This is a genomic window from Streptomyces vilmorinianum, from assembly GCF_005517195.1.
Taxonomy (GTDB): domain Bacteria; phylum Actinomycetota; class Actinomycetes; order Streptomycetales; family Streptomycetaceae; genus Streptomyces; species Streptomyces vilmorinianum.
Window position 1 is genome coordinate 2,419,967 of sequence record NZ_CP040244.1, and the last position, 19,832, is coordinate 2,439,798.

Below are 19,832 nucleotides of genomic sequence, written 5' to 3' on the forward strand. Positions count from 1 at the left end.
CTTACTGCCGTCGTTCGTCACAGATTTCCCTTGAGCCGCAAGGAGATCGCACGATGCTGCCCTGGAAACACTTCCTCAGAGCACTCTCGGTCCTGCTGCTGACCGCCGCCGCCACCCTCGCCCCCATGGCTTCGGCCCAGGCCACCACCGCCCCCAGCCGGGGCTGGAACGACTTCTCCTGCAAGCCCTCCGCCGCCCACCCGCGCCCCGTCGTCCTGGTCCACGGAACCTTCGGCAACTCCTGGGACAACTGGCTGGGCCTCGCGCCGTACCTGGTCAACCGCGGGTACTGCGTCTACTCGCTCGACTACGGCCAGCTGCCGAACGTGCCCTTCTTCCACGGCCTCGGCCCGGTCGACAAGTCGGCCGAGCAGCTCGACGCGTACGTGGACCGGGTCCTCGCGGCCACCGGGGCGGCCGAGGCCGACCTCGTCGGGCACTCGCAGGGCGGCATGATGCCGCGCTACTACCTCAAGTTCCTCGGCGGGGCCGAGAAGGTCAACGCGCTCGTCGGGATCGCCCCCGACAACCACGGCACGACCCTCCTCGGCCTCACCAAGCTGCTCCCGTACTTCCCCGGCGTCGAGAAGTTCGTCACCGAGAAGACCCCGGGCCTCGCCGACCAGGTGGCAGGCTCCCCGTTCATCACCAAGCTCAACGAGGGCGGCGACACCGTGCCGGGTGTCACGTACACGGTCATCGCGACCAAGTACGACGAGGTGGTCACCCCGTACACCTCGGGCTTCCTCTCCGGGGACAACGTCACCAACGTCCTCATCCAGGACAAGTGCGCGCTGGACCTGTCGGAGCACGTGGCGATCGGGACGGTGGACCGGGTCACGTTCCACGAGGTGGCCAACGCGCTCGACCCGGCCCACGCGACCCCGACCACCTGCCTGTCAGTGATCGGCTGACGTCAGGGGATACGGGTCAGCGGGTGTGCCGGCCCGCCGGCGCCGACCTGCGGCGGACCGTCGCGAAGAGCAGGGAGGCACCGAGGGCCAGGACGGCGGCGCCGCCGACCGCGATGTACGGGGTCGCGGCGTCGCCCCCGGTCTCGGCGAGGTTCTCGCCCGAGCCGGAGCCGGCGGCGACGGGCGCGTTGGGCTCGTTGGGCTCCTGCGAGGGCGGCTCCGAGGACGCGGGCGCGGTCGTCGCCTTCGCCCCGGTCCCGGCCTCGTCGTCACCGTGCCCGCCGTGCTCGACGGAGGACTTGTCCTCCCCGTCCTCGATCTCCTCGTCGGTCGGCGCGGACGCCGTCGGAGCCGTACCGGCGCTGTCCTTCCCGAAGACGACGTCGGAGCAGGTGTAGAACGCCTCGGGGGAATCGGAGCGCTGCCAGATCGAGTAGATCAGGTGGCGGCCGGACTTGTTCGGCACCGTCCCGTCGAAGACGTAGTCGCCGTTCTCCATCCGAGGGTCGGTCACCGTCGCGAACGGCTTCTCCTCCAGGTCCGACCACTTCAGCGGCTTCGAGGGGTCGTAGCCGTCCTTGGTGACGTACAGCTCGAAGGAACCCTTGTGCGGCGCGGTCCCCTTGTAACGGAAGGTGTGCGCACCGGAGTTCAGCGAGCTGGCCGGCCAGTCGCCGCGCGCCAGGTCGAGCCCGCGGTACTTGTCGTTCCCGGCGCTGCACAGCTTGCCGTCCGGGATCAGCTCACGGTGCTTGCCGGCGGCGTCGGCGATGTTCACCGCGTTCCAGTCGTAGAACGCCTGCGCCCCGCTCGCCGCCACCGCCGCCTTGCACGCCGCGGACTTCGGGCTCTCCGGCCCCTCCGCGTAACAGGCCGACACCCGGCTGACCGGGTCCGTCATCGACCCGTGCGCGACGGCCGGAGCGGCGGTCAGCCCGGCGAGCGCGAGCGGCGCGATGCCGAGAGTGAGAACGGCGGCGGCCGTGCGGCGAACGGTCATGGTGGGCAACTCCTTCGAGAGGGGGGATGCGTGGGGTTGCCCTGCAAGCTAGCCGCCGGAAGCCGCGAAAAAGCCGGTGGAGAGGGGGAGACGGCGATCCTTAGGATGCCGTTAAGGCGGAGGTAAGAGGTGCCTGAGGAACGGGCTCCGGAGCCGCCGGCGAGGAGGCCGGATGACCGACGACACCCCGATCTTCCCGGAGGGCCTGCGCGCCCTCCCGAGCAGTTGGGGCCACTGGCCCGACGAGGAGACCGAGGAGCGGTGGGCCCTGGTGCGCGGCGTCCTGGAGGCCGGGCTTCCGCCCGCCCGGCTGGACGAACCGGAGCCGCGCCACTACCAGAAGTACAAGTTCTTCGCCGACGACGAAGAGCCGCCGGACGACTGGTTCTGCCACGAGATCCTGCGCGAGAAGGTGAAGGACCTGCCCCGCCTCACCGTCGGACAGCTGGCCGAGGCCGAGGCCGCCTGTGCCGCCGACGGCCTGGACACCACCGACTTCCGGCAGAGCCGCTGGACATGGCGGATCGCCGGATTCATCGTCGAACCTGCCCTGTACTGGTGCGGCATCGCCGACGACATCGACGCCCTCGACCCCTGGTTCCCGGAGCTGGCCGCGCTCTACATCCGGCGGCGGATGGCCGTGGAGCCGGCGACCTTGGCCCTGCTCAACGTCCGCACGCTGTCCTCGGCCCGTACGGCCCTGAACGCCCTCGCCGTGGATCCGGACGTGGACGAGGAGACCCGGGAGCGGATCTCGGGTGATCTCCGGGAGGACGAGACCCGGCCCCGGAACCTCCGGTTCGGCCTGGCCCCCGAACAGTGACGGGCGGGACGGGGCCCGGCCCGGCCGGTGGCCCGGCCGTCACCCCAGCCGCCGGTAGCGCCGCTCCGGGCGGCCCGTGCCCCCGTACCGCAGCGTGATCTCCGCGCGGCCCGTCTCCGCGAAATACTCCAGATAGCGCCGCGCGCTGACCCGGGACAAGGACCCCGCCTCCGCGCACTCCGTCGCCGACAGGCCCTCCGGGTGCGCCCGCAGGATGCCGTCCACCAGCTCCGCCGTGTGCGCGGCCAGGCCCTTCGGAAGCTCGCGCGAGCCACGGGGGCGGGCGCCGAAGATCTGGTCCACGTCCTCCTGGCGCGCCTCGTCCAGCTCGTCCAGGCGGGTGCGCAGCGAGGCCACGTGCCGCAGCTGCTCCTGCAGGGCGGCCTGGTTGAAGGGCTTGATCAGATAGTGCAGCGCCCCCGCGCGCAGCGCCGAGCGGATCATGCCCGCGTCCCGCGCCGCCGTGATGAACAGGGCGTCGACGGCCAGACCGGCCCCGCGCAGCTCGCGCAGCACGCTGATCCCGTCCATGTCCGGCAGGTAGATGTCGAGCAGGACCAGATCGGGGCGCAGCCGCTCGGCCAGGCTCAGGGCCTCGCCGCCGCTGTGCGCCACCCCGACCACGGAGAAACCCTCCACAGCCGACACAAAACGGCTGTGCAGCTTCGCGACCATGAAGTCGTCGTCCACCACCAGCACCTTTGTCACGCCGCCACGCTAGGTCGCGACCAGAAGGACCACAACGTCCGTTGATTGCGGAAGAGAGACAGCTTCTTAACGCGCGGGCAACATGTGGGCCACTTCACATCCCCTATCGAGAGGCGGCACACGTGCGTCTGCGCACCCCCCTCGCCCTGTTCGGGGCCGCGCTGCTGGTGTTGGTGGGGCCGCCCCTGCTCGCCACCGGCAGCGGCTCCGACACCGGCACCCAGATCCCCGGACTGCGTTTCATGGTCCCCAACACGCCCGGCGGCGGATACGACATCACCGCCCGCACGGCCGCGAAGAACGCCGAGGACGCCGGTCTCACCACCGACATCGAGGTCTTCAACCTGCCCGGCGCCGGCGGCACCGTCGGCCTCACCCGGCTCGTCGGTGAGCACGGCAACGGCCGGATCGCCATGTCGATGGGCCTAGGCGTCGTCGGAGCCGTCCACACCAACAAGACCCCCAGGACCCTCGCCGACACCACCCCGATCGCCCGGCTCACCATGGAGCAGGACATCGTCGTGGTCGGCAAGAACTCCCCGTACAAGACCATCCAGGACCTCCTCGCGGCCTGGAAGAAGGCCCCTGGCAAGCTGCCCGTCGGCGGTGGCTCCTCGCCCGGCGGACCCGACCACCTCGCCCCGATGCTGATGGCCCAGGCCGCCGGCATCGCGCCGAAGAGCGTCAACTACATCCCCTTCGACGGTGGCGGCGAGCTCCTCGCCTCCATCCTCGGCAACAAGGTCGCCTTCGGCGTCTCGGGCGTCAGCGAGTACCTCGACCAGATCAACTCCGGCGAGCTGCGGCTCCTCGCCGTCACCGGCGCCGAGCGGGTCCCGGGCCTGGACGCCCCCACCCTGCGCGAGGCCGGACTCGACACCGAGTTCATCAACTGGCGCGGGCTCGTCGCCCCGCCCGGCCTCAGCGACGCCGAGCGCGACAAGCTCGTCGGCCTGGCCACGAAGCTGCACGACTCCCCGCAGTGGCGCGAGTCCCTCGAGAAGAACGGCTGGAACGACGCCTTCCTGCCCGGCGAAATGTTCGGCGACTTCCTCACCGAACAGGACAAGCGGGTCGGCGCGGTGCTGAAGGAGCTGGGGCTGTGACTACCACGACGACCCCCACGACCCCCACGGCGCAGGCGAAGAAGTCCTGGCTGCGCGAGCACTCCGAGCTCGGCGTCAGCCTCCTCCTCTTCGCCATCGGCGTCCTCGTCCTCACCGACGCCCTCACCATGACCGTCGACATCGCGCAGCGCGGCCCGATCGGCCCCCGGACCGTCCCGGTCGTCGTCGGCAGCGGCCTGCTCGTCATCGCCGTCCTCCTCGCGGTCGACGTGCTCCGCGGCGGCCGCGGCGAGGCCGAGGGCGGCGAGGACATCGACCTCTCCGAGCCCAGCGACTGGCGCACGGTCCTGCTCCTGGCCGGAGTCTTCCTCGCCTTCGCCGTCGTCATCGGACCGGTCGGCTTCCCCGTCGCCGGAGCCCTGCTCTTCTGGGGCGCCGCCTACGCCCTCGGCAGCCGCCACCTCCACCGTGATCCGCTGATCGCCGCCGGACTCTCCCTCTTCACCTATGTCGTCTTCAACAACCTGCTCGGAGTTCCGCTGCCCGGCGGCCCGCTGATGGGAGTGCTCTGACCCATGGACTCACTGAACTCCCTGATCGACGGATTCGGTACGGCCCTCACCCCGATGAACCTGCTCTGGGCCGCCATCGGCGTGCTCCTCGGCACCGCCATCGGCGTCCTGCCCGGCATCGGCCCCGCCATGGCGGTCGCCCTGCTGCTCCCCGTGACGTACGGACTCGAACCGACCGGCGCCTTCATCATGTTCGCCGGCATCTACTACGGAGCCATGTTCGGCGGCTCCACGACCTCGATCCTGCTCAACACCCCCGGCGAGAGCGCGGCCGTCGTCGCCGCCATGGAGGGCAACCCCATGGCCAAGGCCGGCCGCGGCGCACAGGCGCTCGCGGCCGCCGCCATCGGCCACTTCACCGGCGGCATGGTCGGCACGCTCCTGCTCGTCGCCCTCGCCCCGACCGTCGCCGCGCTCGCCGTCGACATCGGCGCCCCCGACTACTTCGCGATCATGGTCCTCGCCTTCATCGCGGTCACCTCCGTCCTCGGCTCCTCCCGCATCCGGGGCCTCGCCTCGCTCCTCATCGGCCTCACCCTCGGCCTCGTCGGCCTCGACCAGATGACCGGCCAGCAGCGCCTCACCTTCGGCTCGCTCCAGCTCGCCGACGGCATCGACGTCGTCATCGTCGCGGTCGGCCTCTTCGCCATCGGCGAGGCCCTCTGGGTCGCCGCCCATCTGCGCCGCACGGCGGGGGAGGCCATCCCGGTCGGCCGCCCGTGGCTCGGCAAGGACGACGTCAAGCGCACCTGGAAGTCCTGGCTGCGCGGCCCCGTCATCGGCTTCCCGTTCGGCGCGATACCGGCCGGCGGCGCCGAGATCCCGACCTTCCTGTCGTATGTCACCGAGAAGCGGCTCTCCAAGCACAAGGACCAGTTCGGCAAGGGCGCCATCGAGGGCGTCGCGGGACCCGAGTCCGCCGCCTCCGCCTCCGCGGCCGGCACGCTCGTCTCCATGCTGACCCTCGGCCTGCCGACGACGGCCGTCGCCGCCGTCATGCTCGCCGCCTTCCAGCAGTACGGCATCCAGCCCGGACCGCTGCTCTTCGAGCGCGAACCCGACCTGGTCTGGGGCCTGATCGCCTCGCTCTTCGTCGGCATGGTCCTGCTGCTCGCGCTCAACCTGCCGCTCGCGCCCGTCTGGGCCAAGCTGCTGCGCATCCCGCGCCCGTACCTCTACGCCGGCATCCTCTTCTTCGCCGCCGTCGGCGCGTACGCGGTGGGCGGCGAGGCGCTCGACCTGGTCATCCTGCTGCTCATCGGTCTGATCGGCTTCGGCATGCGACGCTACGGACTTCCCGTCCTGCCCGCCGTCATCGGCGTCATCCTCGGCCCGGCCGCCGAGCAGCAGCTGCGCCGCGCCCTGCAGATCAGCGACGGCTCGCTGACGGGCCTGGTCAACACGCCCTTCTCGGTGACCGTGTACGCGGTGATCGTGCTCCTGCTCGCCTGGCCGCTGGTGAAGAAGGTGATCAACCGCCGTCGTCACGTGTCGGCATGACCCAGGACATCCTCCCCCCCCACGCCTCTGCGGGCGTGGGGGGATCCCCACGCGACGACCACCGAACCGATGTTCCGCCTTGTACGAAGCGGTACGGCTACGAGGTCGTCGAGCGCCGGCTGGACGGACCGTACGACCGTATTCATTACCGCAGGCGCCTCAACTCGCCCCCGATAGGGTGAGTTTCGGACACCTGGCGTCTTGATCCGATATCCCTGGCGGGCGACACCACCCCCCACCCCCGAAGGGACATCCCTGATGCGCCTCCGTCTCGCCCTCGCCGCCGGCACCCTCCTGGTCGCCGCCACCGCGACCGCCGCGACCGCCGCCCACGCCTCCCACGCCGGGCCCGGCGACGGCCTCTCCGTCGACGGGCACGGAACCGTCGCCGCCGACGGCACGGTCACCCTCTCCGGCACGTACCGCTGCGCGGACGACAGCGCCGGCCCGGTCTTCGTGAGCAGCACGCTCCTCCAGGAGGACCGCTCCGCCGGGATCGGCGGCACCAAGGCCGTCTGCGACGGCCAGGAGCACGCCTGGACCAACTCGGGCGTGGTGAAGGAGCCCGCCTACCGGACGGGCGAGGCCCGGGTGAAGGCCACGCTCATGCAGCTCATCCCCACCGGCCCGATGGGCCTGCCCCTGCCCGGCTTCCTCGCCACCGAGGACTCGGACGTGACGCTGCGCTAGCCGAGCAGCGCGACGAGGCCGTCGCGGCCGAGGCACTCGAGCTCGTCGAGGGCGACGACGGCGCACTCGGCCGCCTCCGGGTCGGAGGCGGCCAGACCGCTCGCCTCGAACTCGTCCTCGTCGAGCCGCAGCACCTCGCTGCCGTCCGCCGACACCCACAGGTCCAGGTCCAGGTCCTCGACCACGACCTCGGCGCCGTGGACCGCGGCCGGCCGGGTGATGTCGCAGTACCAGCCCTTGAGCGCCCCGCCGTCGGAGCGGACCTCCTTCACCGCGTACCAGCGGTCGCGCCAGTAGTGCTCCACGAGCACGTCACCCGGCTCGAACCGTACGAAGCCGAAGTCCCGCACCCCCTCGGCGGCCCAGGGGGCGCGGACCGTCAGCCGGGTGCCGTCGTCGGCGACGACCTGGGCGGGGTAACGGATCTTCGTCCGGCCCGCCTTCACCAGGACCACCTCAACCGAGCGTGCGGACATGACGTACCTCCGTCGCGCAGATCTCGTAACCGAACCACGTGTTGATCGCCAGCATCGGATCGTTGCCGGCGTCGTTCCCCGTGAACGCCTCCGTGCAGCCGGCCGCGCGGGCCCGGTGCAGGGAGTGGTTCTTGGCGAGCTTGGCCAGCCCGCGCCCCCGGAAGGCCGGATCGGTGCCGGTCATCCCCGAGCTGTAGCGGCCCCGGCCGTCGGTCTGGGCGGCGGTGAAGGCGACCGGCCGGCCGTCGGCCACGGCGACGGTGGTCAGCTCGCGGTCGAGCAGCGGGTGGTTCCAGGTGGTCGCCAGCCAGTGCTCGTAGTCCGTCAGTTCGGCGCCGACGTCACCCGGCTCGTCGGCCGTCGTCAGCGCGTCCAGCACGAACAGCGGGCGCGGATCGGCCGCGAACTCGGCGGCCGAGCGCAGCTCGACGCCGGCCGGCGGCTCCTGGAGCGGTGGCAGTTCGGCGGTCGTGAGGTCGAGGCGGAGGAAGTGCGCGGAGCGGCGGGGCGCGTAGCCGTGCCGCTCGGCGAAGGCGCGGAAACCCGGCTCGTCGAGGACCCAGCTGTAGAGCGTGGTCGCACCGGACTCGGCCAGGTGTTCCTCGGAGGCCCGCACCAGGAGTGTGCCGGCACCGAGACCCTGCTTCTCCGGGTGGACGTAGACGTTGACCGAGCCGACGTGCGGCTCGGGCGCGTCGTGCGCGATACGGAGCTGGGAGGTACCGACGATCTCCCCGTCGACCTCGGCGACCAGGGGACGCTCGTGCGCGTCGGGATGGGCATGGGCCCAGTCGAAGGCCACCTGGTCGGCGTTCGCCAACATGAACGGGAGAGCGGCGCGCCGGACACGGGCGAACCCCTCGGCGTCCTCCGGCCGTACATCACGGACGATCACAGTCATGGTGCCGCACGCTACGTGGGGGTGGGGCGCGGCCGCCTCCCATTTTCCGGTGCGCCGGGGGCAGAATCGGGGCCGTGACATTGCGAATCACCGTGGACACGGATTCCTCGACCGCCCCGTACGAACAACTGCGCGCCCAGATCTCCGAGAGCGCCCGCTCCGGGGCCCTGCCCGTCGGCTACAAGCTGCCGACGGTACGGGGCCTGGCGGAGGAGCTGGGCCTCGCGGCGAACACGGTCGCGAAGGCGTACAAGTCCCTGGAGGCGGACGGGGTGATCGAGACGCGGGGCCGCCACGGCACGTTCGTCGCGGCGGCGGGTGACGCGGCGGCGCGCCTGGCGGCGACGGCGGCGGCGACGTTCGCGTCCGAGGCGAGACGGCTGGGCCTCAGCCACGAAGCGGCCCGGGCAGCGGTGGACGACGCGCTGCGGGCGGCGTACGGGGCCTGATTTCCCCCACCCCCACCCCTGGCCCGGGCGGTGCGCCGGCTTCGCGGCGCGGGGCTGTCGCACAACCCACGACGAGCGGTGCCCGCTTCGGGGCCGCGGGCCCCCCGCCCCTACAGGTACAGCCCCGCGTCCGCGGTCCTGGGCTCCGGGAGCCCAGGGGACGGCGTGCCGCGGCGCAAGGCATACAACTCCGCCAGCGTCGCGCCGTCATGGCTCACCCCCTCCTCCGTGCCCAGCCACGCCACCGCCTCGTTCCGCGTCAGCCCGCCCACCTCGATCCGGGCCAGGCACCGGCCCGGCCGGACCACCGCCGGGTGGAGGCGCTCCAGGTCCTCGTTGGTCGTGACGCCGACGAGCACGTTGCGGCCCTGGCCGAGCAGCCCGTCCGTCAGGTTCAGGAGTCGCGACAGCGCCTGGCCCGCCGTGTGCTTCGCCTCGCCGCGGATCAGCTCGTCGCAGTCCTCCAGGAGCAGCAGCCGCCACCGCCCCTTCGCCGTGCCCTCGTCCTCGCCGATCGCGATGTCCATCAGATAGCCGACGTCGTTGAAGAGCCGCTCTGGGTCCAGGACGCAGTCCACCTGGCACCAGTCCCGCCACGACCGGGCGAGCGTGCGCAGCGCGGACGTCTTGCCCGTCCCCGGCGGACCGTGGAGCAGCAGCAGCCGCCCCGCGATGTCGTCCGGGGTGACCTTCATCAGCCGGTCCATCGCCTCGGCGACCGGCGCCGTGTAGTTGGGCCGGATCTCCTCCCACGTCCCGGCGCTGATCTGCCGGGTCGTCCGGTGCGGCCCGCGCCGCGGCGACACGTACCAGAAGCCCATCGTCACGTTCTCGGGCTGCGGCTCGGGCTCGTCCTTCGCCCCGTCCGTCGCCTCCTTGAGGATCCGCTCGGCCAGCTCCGCCCCGGTCGCGGTGACGGTGACGTCCGCGCCCCGGTTCCAGCGGGAGATGAGCAGCGTCCACCCCTCGCCCTCGGCGAGTACGGCGCTGCGGTCGTCGTCCTTCGCCGCGCGCAGCACCTTCGCCCCGGCGGGCAGCAGGGTCGCCGCGGGCTTCACCCGGTCCAGGGTCGTGCTGTGGGAGTGCGGCTGCTCGCCGTTCGCGAAGCGGCCGAGGAACAGCGCGTCGACGACGTCGGCCGGCGAGTCGCTGTCGTCGACGGTGAGCCGCATCGGCAGCGCCGACTGTGGTTCCGATGGCTCGGATGGCGTGGCTGACATGGCGACCATGATCCGGCAATCGGGCATTGAGTGCACAGTGTTTTGAACGGGACGATCCCACGGGTCGCGGCGGTGGCGCCCGCCGCGACCCGCCGGTTCAGGACGCGTACCGCCCGGCCGCCCGCAGGGCCGCCCGCGTCCGGCGCACCACCGCGTATCCCTTGGTCAGCGCCCGGTCCGACGCGAACGTACGCCCGATCGCCCGTCCCTCGACGAGCCGTTCGAACTCCTCGATCCCGGTGGACCGCCGTACGGTCAGCCGCTCCAGGGCGTACGGTCCCTGGCGGCGACGGGCCGTCGCGTTGCCGACCGCGAGCGCCTGGGCGTACCCGGCCGCCCGGACCGTCCGCCGGACGCGCCGGCTGGAGTACCCGTACGGGTACGCGAAGGACACCGGCGCCCGGCCCAGTTCCTCGCGGAGGATCTCCTTGCAGCGCAAGGTCTCGTACCAGAGCCGCCGGTCGTCCACCTGGTCGAGCTGAGGATGGGTGTGGGTGTGTCCGCCGATCTCGGTACCGGCGGCGGACAGTTCGCGCACCTGGTCCCAGTCGAGCATGGTGTCCAGGGCGCCGCCCTCGTCGTACGTGCCCCGCAGCCAGCCGGTGGACACGAACAGGGTCGAGGAGAAGCCGTGCTTGGCGAGCACCGGCAGCGCGTGCCGGTGCACCCCCTCGTAGCCGTCGTCGAAGGTGATCAGGACAGGGTGCGGCGGCAGGGGCCGGCCCGTGCGCCAGGCCCCGGCCAGTTCGGCCGTGGTGAGCGGGGTGAGGCCGCGGTCGGCCACCACCGCCATCTGCTCGGCGAACGCCTCGGGCGAGACGGACAGCCGGCGCGTGGCCGGAGCGGGCTCGTGATCCACCGCGTGGTACATCAGGATCGGTACGGGATCGTTCACGCGGCCACCTCCGGAACGCCGGGTTTCGTCGCGGAGTCCGACCACGACGGGATCGGGCCCGAAGAGAACGTCGCCCCGCCGCCCCTGGCCCGCAGCGCCCCGCGGACGTACCCGCCGGCGGCCATCGCCACGCCCGCCACGATCGCGCCGGCCCGCCCCGCGCCGCCGGGCCGTCCGAGCACGGCGTCGCGCAGCCCGCGCACGACTCCGGCCGGCAACACCCGGGTGGTGTACCGCCGTTCGGCCTCCAGCCCCTTCCCGGCGCCGACGCTCTTCGAGACGAGCGCCTTGGAGAGCCCTTCGGCGTACGTCCGGGTGCGGAAGTAGCCGAAGCGCTCGCGGGCGGCCGGGACCTTGTGGTGGATGACGGCCCGGTCGTCGATCAGCAGGACCGCCTCGGGCAGGGCCTGCGAGAGGCGGATGCACAGCTCCGTCTCCTCGCAGCCGAGCGGCCGTTTGTCGCCGTCCCGGCCGATGCCGGTGGCGAAGCCGCCCGCGGCGTCGAAGGCCGTACGCCGGAAGGAGGCGTTGCCGCCCAGCACGTTGCGTACCCGGACCAGCCCCGGCGGCAGGCCGCGGTACGTACAGCCGACGACCCAGTCGAACTCCGTGGGGAACCAGTCCGGCCGCCGGCCCGACGCCCAGGCGGGCAGGGTCCGGCCGCCGACGGCCATCACGTACGGGTCGTCGTAGCCCGCGGCGAGGTACCGCAGCCAGTCCCGCTCGGCGACGGCGTCGTCGTCGAGGAAGGCGACGAACCCTCCGCGGGCCGCGGCGATTCCGGTGTTGCGGCCGGAGGAGAGGCCGCGGGGGCCCGCGTTGGCGAGCACCCGCACCACCTCCTCACGTACGGCCGCGTCGTCCGCGAACTCCTCGGCCAGCCGGGTCAGAAGCCGCTCGTTGTGGTCGACCACGAGCAGGATCTCCAGCGCCGGATGCGTCTGGGCCCGTACGGAGTCGACCGCCGCGAGGATGTCCTCCCAGCGCTCCTCCGTGTAGACGCAGATCACGACGGAGAACCGACGGTCGCTCAAGACACCTCTCCCCGGGGGACGTTCACCGAGAAGGCGGTCGGCCTGCGGCGCGCCGCACGTCTGACGCCCCTCTCCTTGAGGATGACCTTGAGCACCCGGATGCCGTCGCGCACGGCGTTGAGGTTGCTGACGCCGTGGATGCGCAGGTACTCGTGGCTGGGCACCTCCTGGACCTTCAGGCCGGCCTTGACGACCCGGATGTTGATCAGGGTCTCGATCTCGAAGCCGGTGCAGTCCAGGGTGATCTTGTCGAGGCAGTGGCGCCAGAAGGCGTTGTAGCCGTAGCAGAGGTCGGTGTAGCGGGCGCCGAACTTGCGGTTGACCAGGGCGCACAGCGCCCGGTTTCCGAGCCGGCGGATCGGCGTCATGTCGTCCGTGCCGCCGCCGTTGGCGAAGCGGGAGCCCTTGGCGAAGTCGGCGCCGCCGACCAGCGCGGACACGTACGAGACGATCTCCTGGCCGTCGGCGGAGCCGTCCGCGTCGACCATCACGATGATGTCGCCGGTGCAGGCGGCGAATCCGCTGATGAGCGCGTCGCCCTTGCCCTTGCCGACCTGCTTGACGACCTTGACGTCGGGCCGGAGTTCACGGGCCACACGGACGGTGTCGTCGGTGGAGTTTCCGTCGACGAGAACGACTTCATGGATCCAGTCCGGAAGCGACTTGAAGACGTACGGAAGATTTTCCGCCTCGTTCATCGCGGGGATGACCACACTCACCGGTGGCGTGATCGCCAAATGGGAGGTGATCGCCTTGTATTGAGCTGCTATTCGATTCTGGTCCGCGGTTTCCGGGCCGGTGACGGCCGGGCGCAGGAATGAGCTCATGACTGGTGTTTCCCTCTCGTCCGGTGGACCGCCCGCCCCCGGGCTGTCCGGTGGTCTGTCCGGTTCGAAAGGGGGGTTCTCACCCCGCTCGCACGGCAGTGATCTCCGTACGACATGGGTGAGTTGGCATCTCAAGCCGCGCGGCACGCGACTCGGCGGCACGCATGCGAGCATGCGAACGCCGAGCACAGCACCCCCCTACCGCGCCCCGCTCCGGGACCATCGCGACGCTAGAGCCCTCCCCTGAGCCGCTTTGCATGATGGACCGATGCGGGTGAGATGTACGACGGTATTGATGAATGCGACTGTATGGCAAGTCCTGGATCGGCGGCTCCCCTTTCTGGTAATTGGCGAACCTTCGACGGTCAGATACGGAACCGTCCCGATCGGATTTTCATAATCCGCTTGCCTGGTGTTGCCGTTGGGGTCGGATGGAACTTCTGTGCATTGTCGTGCGAATTACATTGCGGTCGCGTTCGACCGCGCCGCGCCGGCGAATTCGGGGATCCGGGGGCTCGCATGATCCATCAGCTGGCCGGATATCGACGGTTCTTGACGGGGTGTCGAGAGGTTCTCGCCAAATCTTCTTGGCATGAACACTTCCAGGGTGCGGGGTCCGCTGCTACTACCTAGTAACGCAGAGATCCTGCTACAGGGAGGTTCCATGAAACTGTCCCGATTCGCGGCATTCTCGTCCTCACTCCTGCTCGGTGCCGTCCTCGCCCTCACCGGGGCGGGAGCCGCGCAGGCCGCCGAAACCGCAGCGCTCGACTACGTGGCGCTCGGTGACTCGTACTCCTCCGGCGTCGGCGCCGGGAGTTACGACAGCGCCAGCGGCGACTGCAAGCGCTCCACCAAGGCCTTCCCCGTCCTCTGGAAGAACGCGAACTCACCCTCGTCGTTCGCCTTCACCGCCTGCTCGGGCGCCCGAACGGGTGATGTCACGAGCAGTCAGCTCGGACCCCTCTCCACCGCCACCGACCTGGTCTCCCTCACCGTCGGAGGCAATGACGCCGGCTTCGCGGACGTCATGACCACCTGCGTCCTTCAGTCGGAAGCCACCTGCATCAACCGAGTGAATCAGGCCAAGGCCTACGTCGACAGCACGCTGCCCGGCAAGCTCGACGCGGTGTATTCGGCCATCAGGGCCAAGGCTCCGAACGCCCGGGTCGTCGTCCTCGGCTACCCCCGCTTCTACAAGCTCGGCGGCAGCTGCATCGCCGGACTGAGCGAGAACGAGCGCCGCGCCATCAACGACGGGGCCGACCACCTCAACGCGGCCACCGCCAAGCGCGCGGCCGACCACGGCTACACCTTCGCCAGCGTCGTCCCCGCCTTCACCGGACACGAGATCTGCTCCGGCTCGTCCTGGCTGCACAGCGTCAACTGGCTCAACATCGGCGAGTCGTACCACCCCACCGCCGCCGGACAGTCCGGCGGCTATCTGCCCAGCTTCAGGGCTGTGGCGTAACGGACCCAGTCGGGGAGGTGACCCCGTCCGTCGGGGTCGCCTGCTCACAGGTCACCGAGAACCCGACCCAGTTCGAGCGCGCCTCGACAGGGGCGCGCACCTCCATCCTGATCCGGTCGCGGCGTGTGCCGTCCGCCGGGTGCTCCAGTTCCGTGTGCTCGACCCGCTTCTCCTGCGGGCCGCCGGCCGGGAACTCCAGCGTCCGCCAGTCCGGCGCCGAGGTCTCGCCGCTCTCCGTGACCCAGCGGTACTCCACCGACGCGGGCGTACGCCCCACGGTGAGCGTGGCGGCGAAGGCCGGAGCGGCGGACTCCGGCGGCGGACAGGCCCCGCTGTAACTCCCGCGCACCGCCCGGACGTACACCAGGACGGTCGGCGCCGGGGGAGTCGTGCGGGTGGCCGTCGGAGTCTTCGTGGGGGTGGCCGTGGCGGGGGAGCTGCTCGGCGAGGCGCTCGTCGGGGGCGCGGTCGTCGGCGCTGTGCTGGTGGCCTCGCCACCCGTACCCGTACCGTCGCCCGGCTTCTCGTCCCGCAGCAGCGCGTACGTCAGACCGCCCACGGCCAGCAGCAGGAGGACGATCCCGGCGGCGAGCACGGTTCTGGCACGCCCGGACCGGTCCTCCCGGTCCGGCTGCTCCGCTCGGTCCTGGGGGCCCTGTCGGTCCTGCCCGAGCGGGCCGCCGGGAAGGGGCATCGGCGGAGTCGGTCCGCCGGTCGCGCTCGGTCCCTCCGGTCGGTACGGCTCCGCGTGCACGGGCCCCGACCGAGGCGCCCCGCCCGCCCCCACGAGCCTCAACTGCCGCTCCGCCGCGGCGGCCGACATACGCTCCTGCGGCTCCTTGCGCAGCAGCCCCTCGATCACAGGGGCGAGCGCACCCGCTCTGCGGGGCGGCGGAAGCTCCTCGTCCACCACGGCCCGCAGCGTGCTCAGCGGAGTGTCCTGACGGAACGGCGAGTTGCCCTCCACCGCCGCGTAGAGGAGCACGCCGAGCGACCACAGGTCCGACGCCGGGCCCGGCGTACGGCCCAACGCCCGCTCCGGCGCCAGGAATTCGGGCGAGCCGATCAGCTCGCCCGTCATCGTGAGAGGGGACGTCCCCTCCACCGCCGCGATGCCGAAGTCGGTCAGGACCACGCGCCCGTCGTTGGCGAGCAGTACGTTGCCCGGCTTCACGTCCCGGTGCAGCACACCGGCCTCGTGCGCGGCGCGCAGCGCGGCCAGGACCTCGGCGCCGATGAGCGCGGCGCGCTTCGGGGGCATCGGGCCCTCCGCGTCCAGGACCTCGGAGAGCGTCAGCCCGGGGATCAGCTCCATCACGATCCAGGGGCGGCCGTCCTCGGTGGCCACGTCGTAGACCGTCACCACGTTGCGGTGCGAGATCCGGGCGGCCGCCCAGGCCTCCCGCTCAAGGCGCGCGTAGAGCCGGCCTCTGTCGGCCGCGGCCAGCCCGGCCGGGGCGCGGACCTCCTTGACGGCGACCTCGCGGCCCAGAACCTCGTCCCTGGCGCGCCAGACGGTGCCCATCCCGCCCTGGCCCAGGACGTCGAGGAGTCGGTACCGCCCCGCGATCACGGTCATGGCGTGTCCCCGTCCGTCGTAGGCCCCCGGTGGAGCATTGTGGAACATTTCTGCCCCCACCCCGGGCACTTCGAACACCGTGCCGCGCGTCGCGGGTGATCTTGGTGGTGGAGATCACACACCGTCAGACGACTGCGGCTGACGCCCTTGTGTGCAGGATGGTTCGTGACGGTTCGGCAGGTGTTCGAGACCTGTCCAACTCACCCTGGAATCAGATGGATTCGGACAGTAGTCGTCAACCCCCGTACGAGTGCGGTGAATCCTGCCGTCGGGATACACGGGTGTCACAGCGGGGCGATAGGGTTAACCTGCCCGGGCCGGGTGCCCTCGTTAGGGTGGGGAGTGACATGGAACAGATAGCAATGCGCAGCAGGCCGCGAGTGCCTGCCATCACATGCGGGAGCAGTGCGACCAGTTCGCGGCTGGACCGCCATCTCGCGGTGCTCGGCGGCCCCGTCGTGCCCCAGCGCGAGGCGGCCGAAGCGACGCTTCTGATGCGCGAACTGACGACGCGTGACGTCACGCACAGCCGTGGCAGCAAGAGCGCGCGCGTCTCGCTCTTCGCTCCCCTGCGCCGCCTGCGCCGCTCCCTCTTCGGCAGCCGCGGCTAGCCGGCCTTCCTTCGGGGTAGTGGGCATCCGTTCTTCCCCCAGACTCCGTCCGGGGGTGCCCCCAGGCGGAACGGATGGGCCACCCCGAACGACGGCGCGTGCCCACCCCGCCCGCCCCGAGGCTGTCACGCCACGACACCGTCCACCCGTAGCGCCTCCAGCTCCGCCGGCCGCACCCCGAGCTCGCCCAGTACCGCATCCGTGTCCTCCCCCAACGCCGGGATGCGGCCCATCCGGGGTTCGGGTCCGTCCGGGAACGTGACCGGAGGCAGCAGGCTCCGCAGCGACCCCACCGGCGACCCCACCTCCCGCCACCGGTCGCGCGCCGTCAGCTGCGGATGCTCCGCCAGGTCCGCGACCGTGTTCAGACGGGCGCACGCGACCCCCGCCGCGTCCAGCCGCGCCAGCGCCTCCGTCGCCGTCAGCGGGGCCAGCGCCTCGGCGACCACCGCGTCCGTCTTCGCGCGTCCGGCCACCCGGGCCGTGTTCGTGGCAAAGGCCGGATCGTCCGTCAGATCCGTTCGCTCCAGGACCAGTTCGGCGAGCCGGCGCCACTCGCGGTCGTTCTGGACGGACAGCAGCACCAGGCTCCCGTCGGCCGTCGGATAGGCGTCGTACGGCGCGATGACGGCGTGGGCCAGGCCCGTGCGCGCCGGGGCCGTGCCCCCATGCATCACGTGGTGCAGCGGATGCCCCATCCATTCGGCGAGCGAGTCGAGCAGGGACACCTCCACCGGCCCGCCCCGCCCGGTCGTCCCGCGCCGCACCAGCGCGGCGAGGACGCCCGAGTACGCGTACATCCCCGCCGCGATGTCGGCCGCCGGAATCCCCGACTTGACCGGCTGCTCCTCGGTCCCGGTCACCGACACCAGACCCGCCTCGCACTGCACGAGCATGTCGTAGGCCCGCTTGTGCGCGTACGGCCCGCCCGGCCCGTATCCCGAGATGTCGACCGCGATCAGCCGCGGATGCGCGGCGCAGAGCGTGGCCGCGTCCAGGCCGAGCCGGGCCGCCGCGCCCTGCGCCAGGTTCTGTACGAAGACGTCGGCGCCGGCCACGAGCCGGCGGACCAGGTCGAGCCCCCGTACGTCCTTCAGGTCGACGGCCACCGACTCCTTGCCGCGGTTGCACCACACGAAGTGCGAGGCCAGGCCCCGCGCCGCCGTGTCGTAGCCCCGGGCGAAGTCCCCGCCGTCCGGCCGCTCGATCTTGACGACGCGGGCGCCCAGATCGGCGAGCTGGCGCGTGGCGAAGGGGGCGGCGACGGCCTGTTCGACCGCGACGACCGTGATCCCCTCCAGGGGGAGTGGCTGAGTGCTCATGACGCCCTCCCTACCCCGTGGGCAGGGCCCTTGTCACCGTCGCCCTCGTCACCCGCGGGCGTAGCGCCGCACCGCGAGCGGCGCGCAGAGAGCGATCAGCGCCAGCGACCAGAGCAGCGCGCCGGCCACCGGATGCGCCACCGGCCAGGCCGCGTCCGCCGGGACGGCCGCGTTGCCGAAGAGCTCCCGTACCGCTGTCGTGACCGCCGAGATCGGGTTCCACTCGGCGACCGTCCGCAGCCAGGGAGCCATGTTCTCGGTCGGGATGTACGCGTTGGAGAGCAGCGGCAGCATGAACGTGGCGCTGCCCAGCTGGCCGGCCGCCTCCTCGCTCTGCGAGGCGAGACCCAGCAGGATGCCCACCCAGGTCGTCGCGAAGCGGAAGAGCAGCAGCAGCCCGAACGCGCCGAGCGCTTCCAGCCATGTGCCCTCGATCCGCCAGCCCATGGCGAGCCCGACCAGGATCATCGGGATCAGGCCGACCGCGCTGGTCACCAGGTCCGCGAGCGCCTGCCCCAGCGGCACGGCCGCCCTGCTCACCGGCATGGTCCGGAAGCGGTCCATCACGCCCCGGTGCGAGTCCTGGGCCGCCTGGAACATCCCCGTCATCAGCCCGCCCGCCGCCGTCGCCACCAGCAGACCTGGCACCAGATAGGCCCGGTACGCGGCGCCGGGCATGGCGAGCGCGCTGCCGAAGACGTATCCGAAGAAGAGCAGGAAGACGATCGGCATCGTCTGCGTCATCACGACGATCGCCGGGGCGTGCCGAATCCGCTGGAGGTGCCGCCCGAGCACAGCGGTCCCGTCGTGCACGAGCGCGCTCATGCCGCGAGCTCCTTCCGGTCCGTGAGGCGCAGGAACACCTCGTCGAGGGTGGGCGGACGCAGGGACGCGTCGACGATGTGGACCCCGGCCGCGTCGATCTCGCGGACGATCCGGGGGAGGGTGAGCGTGGTGTCCGTGGTCACCGCGCCGACCGTGCGCCGCTCGGCGTCCAGCGTGGGCGCGGAGCCGGTGAGCTGGTCGAGCACGGCCGCGGCGGCGTCGAGCAGCGAAGGGTCGGCGACGACCACCTCCGCCCGACTGCCGATCAGCGCCTTGAGCTCGGCCGGAGTGCCGCGGTGTGCGGCCCGACCCTCGTCGATCAGCACGATGTCGTCGGCGAGCTGGTCGGCCTCCTCCAGATACTGCGTGGTCAGCAGCACGGTCGTGCCCTGGGACGCCAACCCCCGTACGGCGTCCCAGATTTCGTTCCGGCTGTGCGGGTCGAGCCCGGTCGTCGGCTCGTCGAGGAAGAGGACCCGCGGCGGCACGAGCAGGCTCGCGGCCAGATCGAGCCGGCGGCGCATGCCGCCCGAATAGGTCCGCGCGGGCCGCCCGGCCGCCTCCGTGAGGCCGAACTGCTCCAGGAGCTCGTCGGCGCGGGCACGCGGGGCGCGCAGCAGCCTGGCGAAGAGCCGCAGATTCTCGGCGCCGGTGAGATCCCCGTCCACCGAGGCGTACTGCCCGGTGACCGCGATCCGCCTCCGTACCCCCGCCGGGTCGCGTACGACGTCGTGACCGGCGATCGTCGCGCTGCCCGCGTCCGGGGCGACCAGCGTGGTGAGGACCCGGACGGCGGTGGTCTTGCCCGCGCCGTTGGGCCCCAGAACGCCGCACACGGTGCCCTCGGGGACGGCCAGATCGAGCCCGCGCAGGGCGTGGACCTCCCCGTACCGCTTCTGCAGACCTTCACTAAGTACAGCGTACGTAGTAGTCATGGCCCGACCATAC

The 19,832-nt window shown here is 71.6% G+C and carries 21 protein-coding genes; 9 read left to right on the forward strand and 12 right to left on the reverse strand.

The genetic code is table 11. The features are described 5' to 3' along the window. Positions 1 to 53: 53 nt before the first annotated feature. Entirely contained in the window at positions 54 to 914 is an 861-nt protein-coding gene (locus tag FDM97_RS11270) for an esterase/lipase family protein (protein ID WP_137990270.1), read from the forward strand. Between the two features lie 16 nt (positions 915 to 930). Here the strand turns inward: FDM97_RS11270 and FDM97_RS11275 are convergent, their stop codons facing one another. Then, entirely contained in the window at positions 931 to 1,914 is a 984-nt protein-coding gene (locus FDM97_RS11275) for a lytic polysaccharide monooxygenase (RefSeq protein WP_137990271.1), read from the reverse strand. A gap of 172 nt (positions 1,915 to 2,086) precedes the next feature. On the opposite strand from FDM97_RS11275, the gene FDM97_RS11280 reads away from it, so the two are divergent. Continuing rightward, positions 2,087 to 2,737 carry a hypothetical protein gene (locus tag FDM97_RS11280; protein ID WP_137990272.1) on the forward strand — a complete coding sequence of 217 codons (651 nt, stop codon included), beginning with the start codon at positions 2,087 to 2,089 and terminating at the stop codon, positions 2,735 to 2,737. Between the two features lie 39 nt (positions 2,738 to 2,776). Here FDM97_RS11280 and FDM97_RS11285 read toward each other — a convergent pair whose 3' ends face one another. Beyond that, entirely contained in the window at positions 2,777 to 3,445 is a 669-nt protein-coding gene (locus FDM97_RS11285) for a response regulator (protein ID WP_137990273.1), read from the reverse strand. A gap of 122 nt (positions 3,446 to 3,567) precedes the next feature. Between FDM97_RS11285 and FDM97_RS11290 the strand changes: the two genes are divergently transcribed. From FDM97_RS11290 to FDM97_RS35750, 4 genes are all read left to right on the forward strand, one after another. Then, positions 3,568 to 4,551 (forward strand): Bug family tripartite tricarboxylate transporter substrate binding protein, encoded by a 984-nt coding sequence (locus FDM97_RS11290; protein ID WP_137990274.1) that lies wholly within the window; start codon positions 3,568 to 3,570, stop codon positions 4,549 to 4,551. Next, on the forward strand, positions 4,548 to 5,084 hold the full coding sequence (locus FDM97_RS11295) for a tripartite tricarboxylate transporter TctB family protein (protein WP_137990275.1): 537 nt from the start codon (positions 4,548 to 4,550) through the stop codon (positions 5,082 to 5,084). The genes FDM97_RS11290 and FDM97_RS11295 overlap by 4 nt, the downstream gene beginning before the upstream one ends. Positions 5,085 to 5,087: 3 nt before the next feature. Further along, the gene (locus FDM97_RS11300) at positions 5,088 to 6,584 is read left to right on the forward strand and encodes a tripartite tricarboxylate transporter permease (RefSeq protein ID WP_137990276.1); all 1,497 of its coding nucleotides are present in this window, start codon (positions 5,088 to 5,090) and stop codon (positions 6,582 to 6,584) included. 258 nt (positions 6,585 to 6,842) lie between these two features. Then, positions 6,843 to 7,274 carry a DUF6299 family protein gene (locus tag FDM97_RS35750; RefSeq protein WP_175439090.1) on the forward strand — a complete coding sequence of 144 codons (432 nt, stop codon included), beginning with the start codon at positions 6,843 to 6,845 and terminating at the stop codon, positions 7,272 to 7,274. Here the strand turns inward: FDM97_RS35750 and FDM97_RS11310 are convergent. Together FDM97_RS11310 and FDM97_RS11315 are read right to left on the reverse strand one after the other, a co-directional pair. Further along, a complete protein-coding gene (locus FDM97_RS11310; RefSeq protein ID WP_137990277.1) occupies positions 7,271 to 7,750 on the reverse strand; it encodes a ribonuclease FAU-1 family protein in 480 nt (159 codons plus the stop codon). The genes FDM97_RS35750 and FDM97_RS11310 overlap by 4 nt on opposite strands. After that, entirely contained in the window at positions 7,731 to 8,651 is a 921-nt protein-coding gene (locus FDM97_RS11315; RefSeq protein ID WP_137990278.1) for a GNAT family N-acetyltransferase, read from the reverse strand. Before FDM97_RS11315 ends, FDM97_RS11310 begins: the two co-directional genes overlap by 20 nt. Before the next feature lie 74 nt (positions 8,652 to 8,725). Here FDM97_RS11315 and FDM97_RS11320 point away from each other — a divergent pair, with 74 nt between their 5' ends. Beyond that, a complete protein-coding gene (locus FDM97_RS11320) occupies positions 8,726 to 9,100 on the forward strand; it encodes a GntR family transcriptional regulator (RefSeq protein WP_137990279.1) in 375 nt (124 codons plus the stop codon). A 110-nt stretch (positions 9,101 to 9,210) separates the two neighbouring features. Here FDM97_RS11320 and FDM97_RS11325 read toward each other — a convergent pair whose 3' ends face one another. The 4 genes from FDM97_RS11325 to FDM97_RS11340 form a co-directional block, all read right to left on the reverse strand. Then, on the reverse strand, positions 9,211 to 10,329 hold the full coding sequence (locus FDM97_RS11325) for a DUF5925 domain-containing protein (RefSeq protein ID WP_137994773.1): 1,119 nt from the start codon (positions 10,327 to 10,329) through the stop codon (positions 9,211 to 9,213). Between the two features lie 88 nt (positions 10,330 to 10,417). Continuing rightward, positions 10,418 to 11,191 carry a polysaccharide deacetylase family protein gene (locus FDM97_RS11330; RefSeq protein WP_175439388.1) on the reverse strand — a complete coding sequence of 258 codons (774 nt, stop codon included), beginning with the start codon at positions 11,189 to 11,191 and terminating at the stop codon, positions 10,418 to 10,420. Positions 11,192 to 11,211: 20 nt separating this feature from the next. Beyond that, the gene (locus tag FDM97_RS11335; protein ID WP_137990281.1) at positions 11,212 to 12,249 is read right to left on the reverse strand and encodes a glycosyltransferase family 2 protein; all 1,038 of its coding nucleotides are present in this window, start codon (positions 12,247 to 12,249) and stop codon (positions 11,212 to 11,214) included. Then, positions 12,246 to 13,076: a glycosyltransferase family 2 protein gene (locus tag FDM97_RS11340; protein ID WP_137990282.1), complete on the reverse strand. Its 831-nt coding sequence runs from the start codon at positions 13,074 to 13,076 to the stop codon at positions 12,246 to 12,248. The genes FDM97_RS11335 and FDM97_RS11340 overlap by 4 nt, the downstream gene beginning before the upstream one ends. A gap of 664 nt (positions 13,077 to 13,740) precedes the next feature. On the opposite strand from FDM97_RS11340, the gene FDM97_RS11345 reads away from it, so the two are divergent. Then, positions 13,741 to 14,547 (forward strand): SGNH/GDSL hydrolase family protein, encoded by an 807-nt coding sequence (locus FDM97_RS11345; protein ID WP_137990283.1) that lies wholly within the window; start codon positions 13,741 to 13,743, stop codon positions 14,545 to 14,547. Here the strand turns inward: FDM97_RS11345 and FDM97_RS11350 are convergent. After that, positions 14,531 to 16,126, reverse strand: a complete 1,596-nt coding sequence (locus tag FDM97_RS11350; RefSeq protein WP_254705563.1) for a serine/threonine-protein kinase — start codon at positions 16,124 to 16,126, stop codon at positions 14,531 to 14,533. The two genes, FDM97_RS11345 and FDM97_RS11350, sit on opposite strands and share 17 nt — an antisense overlap. A gap of 347 nt (positions 16,127 to 16,473) precedes the next feature. Here FDM97_RS11350 and FDM97_RS11355 point away from each other — a divergent pair, with 347 nt between their 5' ends. Further along, positions 16,474 to 16,737: a hypothetical protein gene (locus FDM97_RS11355; protein WP_175439092.1), complete on the forward strand. Its 264-nt coding sequence runs from the start codon at positions 16,474 to 16,476 to the stop codon at positions 16,735 to 16,737. A 125-nt stretch (positions 16,738 to 16,862) separates the two neighbouring features. Here FDM97_RS11355 and FDM97_RS11360 read toward each other — a convergent pair whose 3' ends face one another. From FDM97_RS11360 to FDM97_RS11370, 3 genes are read right to left on the reverse strand one after another with little or no spacing between them, the layout of a single operon-like run. Further along, a complete protein-coding gene (locus FDM97_RS11360; RefSeq protein WP_137990285.1) occupies positions 16,863 to 18,059 on the reverse strand; it encodes a CaiB/BaiF CoA transferase family protein in 1,197 nt (398 codons plus the stop codon). A gap of 48 nt (positions 18,060 to 18,107) precedes the next feature. Further along, positions 18,108 to 18,884, reverse strand: coding sequence for an ABC transporter permease (locus tag FDM97_RS11365; RefSeq protein ID WP_137990286.1), 777 nt, complete (start codon positions 18,882 to 18,884; stop codon positions 18,108 to 18,110). Beyond that, positions 18,881 to 19,819, reverse strand: coding sequence for an ATP-binding cassette domain-containing protein (locus FDM97_RS11370; protein WP_137990287.1), 939 nt, complete (start codon positions 19,817 to 19,819; stop codon positions 18,881 to 18,883). Before FDM97_RS11370 ends, FDM97_RS11365 begins: the two co-directional genes overlap by 4 nt. Positions 19,820 to 19,832: the final 13 nt, after the last annotated feature.